Origin of the sequence: Trinickia sp. (assembly GCF_036503415.1) — a bacterium.
Classification (GTDB): Bacteria; Pseudomonadota; Gammaproteobacteria; order Burkholderiales; family Burkholderiaceae; genus Trinickia.
In genome coordinates, this window is the sequence record NZ_DASXWY010000144.1 from 1 (window position 1) to 10091 (window position 10091).

The 10091-nt window shown below is 60.7% G+C and carries 10 protein-coding genes; 3 read left to right on the forward strand and 7 right to left on the reverse strand.

The window, feature by feature from the left end:
- The 5 genes from VGL01_RS17645 to VGL01_RS17665 form a co-directional block, all read right to left on the reverse strand.
- Positions 1 to 417 (reverse strand): FAD-dependent oxidoreductase (locus tag VGL01_RS17645; RefSeq protein ID WP_331571556.1); only part of this gene is annotated, 417 nt, incomplete at its 3' end.
- On the reverse strand, positions 345 to 1079 hold the full coding sequence (locus tag VGL01_RS17650; RefSeq protein ID WP_331571558.1) for a cupin domain-containing protein: 735 nt from the start codon (positions 1077 to 1079) through the stop codon (positions 345 to 347). The genes VGL01_RS17645 and VGL01_RS17650, both read right to left, overlap by 73 nt.
- A 104-nt stretch (positions 1080 to 1183) precedes the next feature.
- Positions 1184 to 1993, reverse strand: coding sequence for an amino acid ABC transporter ATP-binding protein (locus VGL01_RS17655; RefSeq protein ID WP_331571560.1), 810 nt, complete (start codon positions 1991 to 1993; stop codon positions 1184 to 1186).
- A 7-nt stretch (positions 1994 to 2000) separates the two neighbouring features.
- Positions 2001 to 2657: an amino acid ABC transporter permease gene (locus tag VGL01_RS17660; RefSeq protein ID WP_331571562.1), complete on the reverse strand. Its 657-nt coding sequence runs from the start codon at positions 2655 to 2657 to the stop codon at positions 2001 to 2003.
- Between the two features lie 232 nt (positions 2658 to 2889).
- Positions 2890 to 3696 carry an ABC transporter substrate-binding protein gene (locus VGL01_RS17665; protein ID WP_331571564.1) on the reverse strand — a complete coding sequence of 269 codons (807 nt, stop codon included), beginning with the start codon at positions 3694 to 3696 and terminating at the stop codon, positions 2890 to 2892.
- A 331-nt stretch (positions 3697 to 4027) separates the two neighbouring features.
- Between VGL01_RS17665 and VGL01_RS17670 the strand changes: the two genes are divergently transcribed.
- From VGL01_RS17670 to VGL01_RS17680, 3 genes are all read left to right on the forward strand, one after another.
- Complete coding sequence (locus tag VGL01_RS17670; RefSeq protein WP_331571566.1) at positions 4028 to 5158, forward strand: DSD1 family PLP-dependent enzyme; 1131 nt, start codon at positions 4028 to 4030, stop codon at positions 5156 to 5158.
- A 39-nt stretch (positions 5159 to 5197) separates the two neighbouring features.
- Positions 5198 to 6610: a threonine synthase gene (thrC, locus tag VGL01_RS17675; protein WP_331571568.1), complete on the forward strand. Its 1413-nt coding sequence runs from the start codon at positions 5198 to 5200 to the stop codon at positions 6608 to 6610.
- A 64-nt stretch (positions 6611 to 6674) separates the two neighbouring features.
- On the forward strand, positions 6675 to 8147 hold the full coding sequence (locus VGL01_RS17680; protein WP_331571570.1) for an NAD-dependent succinate-semialdehyde dehydrogenase: 1473 nt from the start codon (positions 6675 to 6677) through the stop codon (positions 8145 to 8147).
- A 437-nt stretch (positions 8148 to 8584) separates the two neighbouring features.
- On the opposite strand, the gene VGL01_RS17685 is transcribed toward VGL01_RS17680, so the two are convergent.
- Together VGL01_RS17685 and VGL01_RS17690 are read right to left on the reverse strand one after the other, a co-directional pair.
- Entirely contained in the window at positions 8585 to 9832 is a 1248-nt protein-coding gene (locus VGL01_RS17685) for a type II toxin-antitoxin system HipA family toxin (RefSeq protein WP_331571572.1), read from the reverse strand.
- A partial coding sequence (locus VGL01_RS17690) for a transcriptional regulator (RefSeq protein WP_331571574.1) occupies positions 9825 to 10091 on the reverse strand: 267 nt, incomplete at its 5' end. The genes VGL01_RS17685 and VGL01_RS17690, both read right to left, overlap by 8 nt.

Genomic DNA, 10091 nt, shown 5'->3' on the forward strand with positions numbered 1-10091 from the left:
CCAACGGGACAATTCGGCGTCGTCATTGCTGAGGTACAGCAGCCCACACCGATGAAAGCCCGTGTCTTCGCCCGTTTCGATCGCAAATCGTTGCCAGAGCTCGAGACTCTTGCTCGCCATCGGCAATTCGCGCGCGTCGCGATTCTGCTGCCGACACCAGCCCCAATTGCGACTCGACTGCTCGGCGCCGATTCTCCCCTTCTCGATCAACGCGACCGACACGCCGCGCTGGGCCAGGTAGTAGGCCGAGAAGACGCCGATGATGCCACCCCCGATCACCACCACATCAGCCGCGGCCGGCAGCGTGGGCGAGGTTTGAATGTGTTGCAACGGAGGGGACATGATCAGTTTCGCTCGATCGGAGCCTGGAGGTTTTGAATCGCGTAAAACTTCGCCACGCGCTCGCGGCTTTCCCATCCGATCGGTGCGCCTTGCGGTACGAAGAGCGCGTCGCCGGCCCCGAGCGACAGCACGCTGCCATCGGGAGCGGCGAACCGAACGCTGCCGGCCAGCAGATGCATGAACTCGTTCACGCGATGCGGGCGAACGATCCGATGGTAAGGCGTCGAATCCCACGTACCCGCGCGGTACTCCGCGCTTTCATCGGCGAATACGTTGGCACTTCGGCACTGCGGGGCGGGACCCAGCAGCACGTCAGCAGGTAGTGTTGCGGACGGCTTGAAGTCAGCGTCAACGCGCAAGGGGAATAGCCCGCTCTTCGTGGGGCCGTTGCAACGCGCCACACAGGACACGAAAACCGTGCGCGATTCGGCCCTGACGCGAAGCGCAGTGCCGCAGCCGATCACGACGCCCGCTTGCGGGCCGAGTTCCAACGGCGCCATTTCGGCCGCTTCCAGCGTGAGATGGCCTTCGACAACGACGATGGTCTCGGTGTGCGGAAAGCGCGCTACGTCGAGCTCGCCAATAAAGCTCACACGGCCCGCGGCCATCGAGTCGGGTCCTTCCCAAGCGATCTCCCGATGTTGCGCGAACGGGTCGTTGGCGCCGAATGCGGCTCTGCGGAAGGCGGTTGAAAGAGCCGCACCCTCGGCACGGTGCAATACGAATGCTACGGTCACTTTTGCTCCTACGGATCTAGCGAGTGATGGTTCGTTTATCTAATTGAAATTAAATCAGCGACGGCTTTCCGCCTATGCGGAATTGGGAGGTCCAAAGCACAGCTTCATGCGCTTTTGAGGGGGTTCACGGCAGTTCCCGCGATGCAAGACGGTGCGCTCCCGCTGTGAGCGGGCGGATCTTCGATGTGGTGTGTCAGCACATGGCGCAGAAATTCTCGCGTACGCGCTTCCCGCGGCGAGCCGAGCACTTCTTTCGCACTGCCCTCCTCGATGATGAGGCCCGCATGCAGAAAGCAGACACGGTCGGCCACTTCGCGGGCGAACCCCATCTCGTGCGTGACGACGAGCATCGTCATCCCTTCGCGCGCCAGCGTGCGCATGACACTCAGCACCTCGCCCACGAGTTCAGGGTCAAGGGCCGAGGTCGGCTCGTCGAACAGGATGGCCTTGGGCTTCATTGCGAGCGACCGTGCGATTGCGACGCGCTGCTGTTGGCCGCCCGACAGTTGATGCGGATACGCGTCGATTTTCTGGCCGAGGCCGACCTTGTGCAGCAATTCGATTGCCTCGCGCCGTGCCTGCCCGACCGACTCGCGCTTCACGTGTACCGGCCCCTCCATTACGTTCTCGACCGCAGTACGGTGTGGGAACAGATTGAAGCGCTGGAAGACCATGCCGACCTGGGTGCGCAGTTGATTGATATGGCGGGAGCGCTGCTCGACGACTTGATCCAGCAGTTTGATCTCGCCCGAATCATAGGACTCGAGCGCGTTGATGCATCGAAGCAGCGTCGACTTTCCTGAACCCGATGCGCCGATCAGACAAACGACCTCGCCCTCAGCCACCTTCAACGTAATGCCTTTGAGCACCGGCACGTCGCCGAAGCTTTTATGGACGTTCGTGATTTCGATCATTGCAACCTCACTTCACCTTGTGTTTTCCGAAGCGCCGTTCGAGCGTCCTGGTCAAACTCATCAACGGAAGGCTCATCGCGAGATATCCGGCCGCGACGAGTGTGTAGACCTCCAGATTCTGGAAGGTCGCGGCCGCGATCAGCGATCCTTGACGCGTCATCTCGGAGACGGTGATCGTCGACGCGAGAGACGAGTCCTTGAGCATCGATACAAGTGTGTTGCTATAGGGCGGCAGCGCAACCTTGATCGCTTGAGGAAGAATCACCCGGGTCATGGTCTTGATGCGACCCATCCCGATCGATTGTGCGGCTTCGTATTGACCTTGATCCACCGACTCGATGCCCGACCGGATGATTTCCGCGACATATGTGGAATATCCGAATGCGAGCCCCACGATGCTCGCTTGCAGCGCGCTCATCTGCAGATGGATCGAGGGAAATACGAAGTAAATGTAGAACAGCAGTACGATCATCGGCAGCCCACGGACCAGGTTGATCAACGTGGTGGCCGCGCGCCTGACCGACCCATGCCGTGACATCTTCAGGAGCGCCCAAACGAGACCGAGCGCGGTACTTAGAATCAGACAGCTAACGGTGATGAAGATCGTCATCCCGGCCCCCTGAAGCAGAATCGGGACAAATTCGACTATGTCGCTCCAACGCATGATTCGCCTTTCTAATAATCGTTTCACTGCTTAACCCGGCGCCGATCTTCGTCGTAGCGGCCGAACGTCGGTCGGCTCGCACGCTACGCTCGGATACTCGCGCACACTGGGCCGTCTCCTAATCTACCGGCCATACTCATGGACGCCCTCCTGGCCGGGTCGCGGCTGACGCAGGACCCAGCCGGAAATGCGTCGCGATCCACCCTGCAAGAAACGATCAGGCGTCCTCGTATCAATCACCGAACTTCCATTTTTTCAGGATGCCGTCCAGCGTTCCGTCCGCCTTGATTTTTGCCAACCCATCGTTGATCTTCGCAAGCAACGCAGCATTTCCCTTCTTCACGCCGAATGCAATGGGCACCCTCCGCAGCGGCGTAAACCCATCCACGACCCGACAGCCCTGCAGCGTGCCTGCCGCTTCCTGAGCCTTCCAGACGGGATAGTCGTTGAACGCAGCCGCAATACGGCCCAACGCGACATCGCGCGCCATGTCGGCTCCTGTGTTGTATAGCTTGACCTCCTTGAAAATGCCGAGCTTCATCAGTTCTTCTGAGGTTTCCTCGCCAACGCCCGCTCCGACAACCGTGCCCTTCAGATCTTGAATCGTGCGGTAGTTGTTCTTGTCCGAAGCATTGACGATGATCCCTTTGCCAAAAAACGCCACCGGCTGCGAGAAGTCGATCACCTCTTCGCGCTTCGGCGTCGGCGTCATGCCCGCAACGATGAGGTCGATCTTGTCGGAGACGACGGATTGGATCAGTGCCGAGAACGGGATGACGTCGAAGGACACATCGAAACCCTCGCGTTTCCCGATAGCGCGAATCACATCCGGCATGACCCCTTGAATCTCGTGCGTTTTCATATCCAGGAATGCATTCGGCACGCTCGATGGCGTGGTCCCCGCAGAAACGTTGACTGGCGCTGCCCATGCATGACCGGCGCCAAGCGCCGCTGGGATGGCGATGGCAGCAGCAGATAGAAGGCGCCGGAAGAAGCAGACACGCGAGCGGCAGACGCGTTGCGATGTATATGAGTACATGACAGATCCTCAACGAAAATTCATCAGATAGGCAAGGACGTACCGGATCGGGCCCGTGTGTTGCAGTGGGACGCCCACCGCATGCGCCAAGTCCATGCCGCGAACTATAGGAAAGAATCTTTTGCCAGTGCTTAATATCCAAAAAATCCAACGTTAAAGCCCATTTAATGCTGGGGGTGACGCGACCTTCTCCGCACCGACATTCAACGGGGCTTAACGGCCAGTTTATTCTCCGTTAAGCACAAATTCGTGGCTAACTTCTATAGTGGCTTTTCCTCAAGCGCCACACGGCATCGACACCGACCGCGCCAAGAGTTGCCAGGAGCCACTGATGAATTTGGAGTCGTTGAATACACCCGCTGCAGTGATCGACGTCGGGCGGATGCACCGCAACATCGAACGGATGCAGCAACGCATGAATGCGCTCGGCGTGAGGTTCCGCCCGCACGTCAAGACGACTAAATGCGAGCAGGTAGTCCGGGCACAAATGGATGCCGGAGCACGCGGCATCACCGTATCCACACTTAAGGAAGCCGAACAATTCTTCGCAAGCGGCATTCGCGACATCGTCTACGCGGTGGGCATGGCGCCGGCAAAACTCGCGCAGGCGCTGGCACTGCGCCGACAAGGCTGCGATCTGAAGATCGTTGCCGACAGCGTCGCCTGCGCCGAGGCCATCGCCGCGTTCGGTCGAGCGTACGAAGAGCCCTTCGAGGTCTGGATCGAGATCGACGTGGATGGTCATCGCTCAGGTATCACACCCGATGACGACGCGCTTCTCGCTGTCGCAGCGACCCTATCGAATGGCGGCATGCATCTTGGCGGCGTGTTGGCCCATGCCGGCTCGAGCTACGACTACGATACCCGTGAAGAGCTCGTGCAGATCGCGGAGCAGGAACGCTCGCGCTGCGTGCGTGCCGCTGAACGCATTCGGGCAGCGGGCCTACGGTGCGACGTCGTGAGCATCGGATCGACACCGACAGCGTTGGCCGCCGAACATCTGGAGGGCGTGACCGAAGTTCGCGCAGGCGTCTACGTCATGTTCGATCTCGTCATGCACAACATCGGCGTGAACGACGCGTCCGAGATTGCATTGAGCGTGTTGACTACCGTCATCGGACATCAGAGCGAGAAAGGCTGGGCCATCGTCGATGCGGGGTGGATGGCCATGAGCCGCGACCGTGGCACTCAGCGCCAGAAGCGCGACTTTGGTTACGGGCTCGTGTGCCGCGAAAACGGAGAGGTGCTTGGTGAGTATGTGATGAGCGGTGCGAACCAGGAGCACGGAATCGTCTCCCGGTCGGGTACGCCGGATCACGAGATCGAGAAACGTTTTCCGATCGGGACGCGCCTTCGGATACTGCCCAATCATGCGTGCGCCACCGGCGCACAGCATCCCGCCTATCAGGCCGTCGGCCCTGACGGCAATGTCGAAACCTGGCCGCGGTTCTATGGCTGGTAACGAGCGCCGAATTCGAATCCATAGAGAGGTAGCCTCGTTATGAAGTATGTCTCGACCCGTGGCGCCAGCGCCGGCCTGCGGTTTTCCGAAGTATTGATGGAAGGACTGGCGGCCGATGGTGGCCTCTATGTGCCCACCAGCTACCCCAAGGTCGACGAGGCAACGCTGCAGCACTGGCGCGGCCTGTCGTATCCCGAGTTGGCCTTCGAGATCGTTTCGCTGTACATCGACGACATTCCCGCTGACGAACTGCGCACCATCATCGCCAGGACCTACACGCAGGACACGTTCGGCTCGGTGCAGATCGCGCCTTTGCGGAAGCTCGACGAATCGATTGCTTTGCTCAACCTGTCCAACGGTCCAACGTTCGCGTTCAAGGACATGGCGATGCAGTTGCTTGGCAAGCTTTTCGAAGCCGAGTTGGGGCGCCGCGACACAGAACTGAACATTCTCGGTGCCACCTCGGGCGATACCGGCAGCGCCGCGGAATATGCGATGCGCGGCAAGCGGAACATCCAGGTTTTCATGCTGAGCCCGTCTGGCCGCATGAGTCGGTTCCAACAGGCGCAGATGTTCAGTTTGCACGACGAGAACATCCACAATCTCGCCATCGAAGGTAGCTTCGACACGTGCCAGGACATCGTCAAGGCTGTTTCAGCAGACCTGACCTTCAAGCGGCGGTACAGCATTGGCACCGTCAATTCCATCAACTGGGCACGGCTGCTGGCACAGGTCGTCTACTATTTTTCCGGCTATTTCCAGGCTACGAACGACAACAGCGAACGCGTCTCGTTCTGCGTCCCTTCGGGCAATTTCGGCAACATATGCGCCGGCCACGTCGCCCGCATGATGGGGTTGCCGATCGAAAGACTGGTGCTGGCGACAAACGAGAACGACGTGCTCGACGAATTTTTCAAGACCGGCCGATATCGTGTGCGCACCAGTAACGAGACGATGGTGACTTCGAGTCCGTCGATGGATATTGCGAAGGCGTCGAACGTCGAACGTTTCGTGTTCGATCTGCTCGGCCGGGACGCGGAACGCATTCGACGGCTGTTTGGCACTGAGCTCTCAGCGTGCCGTCAGTTCAGCCTGACGGCGGAGGAGATATCGCGCATCGCCAGCTACGGTTTCGTGTCGGGCAAGAGTACGCACATAGACCGGGTGCGGACCATCTCCGATACATGGGAGCGCCATCGCACGATGATCGACCCGCACACGGCCGATGGCGTTAAGGTCGCGCGCGAACATCTCCGCCCCGGTGTTCGCACCATCGTGCTCGAGACCGCGTTGCCGCTGAAGTTCGAGGACATCATCCGTGAGGCAACGGGCCAGGCCGCGCCGCGCCCGGCAACTGTGGCCGATCTGGAGCATCGCACGGGGCGCTGCGAACCGATGGCGCCGTCGGCAGATGCGGTGATGGCATACATCGCTCGGCATTACAGCCACTGACAACGCACAGAGAGTTTGCCATGGCTGTGTTTACGTGATCGCGTCGATCGCTGAGGAATTTGATATGACCCAACGTTACGCATTGCACGATCTGATCCATTCAGACAATTTCATCGACGGTAAGTGGGTTTCTGCCAGGAGCGGCAAGCGCTTTGCCGTGACTGACCCAGCGACGGGCGACGTCATCGCCCAAGTGGCCGACAGCGGCCCCGCCGATGCCCGCGCCGCCACAGATGCCGCCGCACGCGCCCTCCCCGCTTGGCGCGATACCTTGCCAAAGGACCGCGCCGCGGTATTGCATCGCTGGCATGCTCTCATCCTCGAGCACGCGGATACGCTCGGGCGCCTGATCTCGCTGGAACAGGGGAAGCCTTTCGCGGAAGGGCGTGGCGAAGTGATGTACGGCGCATCATACGTCGCGTGGTTCGCAAATGAAGCGGCGCGCATCTACGGTGACATCATCCCGCAGCAGCAGCGCGGCAAGCGCATGAGCGCGGTGAAGGAACCTGTGGGGATCGTGGCAGCCATCACACCGTGGAATTTTCCGCTCGCGATGATCGCGCGCAAGATCGCGCCAGCGCTCGCGGCGGGCTGCACGGTGGTCAGTAAGCCGTCCGAGGACACGCCGCTCACCGCATTTGCGTTGGTCTTCCTCGCGCACGAAGCAGGCGTTCCGGCGGGCGTCATCAACCTCATTGGCGCATCGCGAGATAGCGCGGTTGCTTCCGTAAAAGCGTGGTTGGACGACAGCCGCGTGCGCAAGATCACCTTCACCGGGTCGACATCTGTTGGCAAGTATCTCGCACGCGAATCAGCCGGCACGTTGAAGAAGCTTTCGCTCGAACTCGGCGGCAATGCGCCATTTATCGTGTTCGAGGACGCGGACCTCGATGCCGCCGTCGCGGGCCTGATGGCATCGAAGTTTCGCAACGGTGGGCAGACGTGCGTGTCGCCGAATCGCGTGTACGTGCAAGCGTCGATCTACGACAAGTTCGCGGACTTGCTGGCAGCGCGCGTCGCCGCGCTGAAGGTCGCGCCAGCGACCGATCCCGACGCGCAAATTGGGCCGATGATCAATGCCCGCGCAGTCGAGAAGATCGCGCAGCATGTAAGCGATGCGATTCAGTGCGGCGCCCGAGTGCTTACGGGTGGCACGCGCCTGAGCGAACGCGGCCCGAACTACTACGCGCCGACCGTGCTCGCCGACGCCACGCCGGAGATGCGTTTGAGCAGCGAGGAAACATTCGGCCCCATCGTGCCGCTGTTCCGCTTCGACGACGAAGACGAAGTGGTTCGGGCGGCCAACGACACACCGTTCGGCCTCGCGACCTATTTCTACAGCCAGGATTTGCGCCGCATCGACCGCGTATCGCGCCTGCTCGAAGCGGGACTCGTCGGCATCAACGAAGGCGCGCTGTCGAGTGAGGCCGCACCGTTCGGCGGCGTGAAAGAATCGGGCTATGGCCGCGAAGGCTCCAAGTATGGCCTCGATGATTACCTCTCGACCAAGTATCTCTGTCAAGGCAACCTCGAATGAGCCTGTTCGACGCTCGCGCTTTCGGCAGCGTCGCCGCGTGCCGAAAGCGACGGCATCGAGCACATCACGGGGCCTTGACGGTCGCCGGCCCGCGGCCGGTCCGCACTTGCAGGTGCGATTTATTCCATGCCTTGTTCATCGTATCGCCCGATCCGTCGACCCTGCTCACGGTCCGCCGAACGGCCTCGCAGGCTCCGTCGTCACTGCTCTCAAAAGCGCATCAGCCTCGAATCCCGACGCCGCAGCAATCGCTTGGGAACTTCTGACCAGGCCACCGCAAGCCATCGATTTAAAGACGGCCGTTGTTGGACTGCACTGGAGGATCAATGCTCGCTTCGTTGAAAACCATCGAAGACCCCCGGGTCGCCGGGCAATCCGTGAGCGCGATACCGTCGCTAATACCGTCAAAACGCGTTCGAACTCAGTCCTCGATACCGTCACAACCGTAACGCGGCGCAAAGATCATCGTGCTCAAAGGCGCTCGCCATGCGGGCGATCTCTGCTCGCCTGGAACCCACTTCCTGAGCGACCGTTTGCCATGTCTGGGTCACGTTGGCCACCTCCCGAATCGTGGCCCGAGCCTGCTTGAGCGACAAACCAAAGAACTCCGCGGCATTTTCTAGGAGGTCGACCGAACACGTTCCCTCGTCGAGATCGATGTTTGTCGTCAGAATGCGTGCTTTGACATCGGTTGGCGTGGGATTGAGGTCGTAGGCTGGCGACAACACCCATCCATCGCGCCCCGCCCACAGGAAGCCGTGGTTGCGCAGATGGTCATCGACGTTGGAAACCAGCACATTGAACGTCACCCGTCGATACAACTGCGCAGCATCGGCCCGAGCCTTCGCTCCGTATTGTGTCAGCGAATCAACCAGTTCGGGATAACTGCCGCGTTGGCCATCCCGCGACCCCGTCATCGACATGGCCGAAAGGAAGGGAATGCGAATGCCTCCTGTCCGATCGAAGCGGCGCGACAGCAACACCGGCTTGCCCACGACCTCTAGTAGTTCGTGATGCGGAGTAGAAATGCCCGCGCGTTCAGCCAATCGCAGGGCGATTTCCTCCCAGGTCTCGATGCTGTAGTCATCGGTCTCCTTCGGGAATTTGGCAATCGACAGATGGCCGTATTGGTCGATGACTGAAGCCTTGGGACGCGCACCACCAAGTGACGACCCTGGCGCGAAGATCAGTTGCAAATCCTCCTCGGTTTCTTCGTCGCGCAAGATGCGTTCGGTGATTTGAAGCAGCCTCCCCAATTCGATCAGCGCCGGGACCCCGGCGAGCACAGGCGACTGGAATTCTTCTTCTCCGCTCCAGCGGAATCGCAGCGCGCCCAGGCGCGTTTCATCCGCTACGCCCAGCAGATAGTCCAGTTCGCCGAGCGTGCGGACGCGCCGCCCTTCCCGTTCGGCTTGTCGACGCTCCGCACGCTGCATGAGGCGGCGCCCCCAGGTGTCCGGCGCCGAATCGCCGATCGAACCGAAAATGGGTTGGTCAGCCGGCGGGGGGAAGAGACCTCGCGTCAACGCCAGCGCTGGCTCGATCGAGAAGCGCTCGTCGTCGGCCAACCAGGTCTCGTCATATTCGAATGTGACCGTTTCTTCCCGGCGCGAGGCATGGCGCCTGAGCAGCCCCACCGGACGCGGCGAGCCGTCGAGATCGATGTATACCTCGACATCAGCCATGATCGCCCTTCCCTTTGCCACGCGGCAGCCGGATGCGCTGAGGCAACGCCGCGTTAGCCAACGACTGCCCCACTGTATCGTGGGCAGCGTCGGCAACCTCCTGTAATCCGCCTAGAAGCCCAAGCGCCAGCAGGACTGCTGCATAGATGCCGATGCTCACGCCCGGATCTCCCGCCTCAACGCGCTGCAAAGTCGCTCTCGACGTGAAAGCTCGATCGGCAATCACCGCCATGGTTAATCGGCGACGACGACGCGCGTC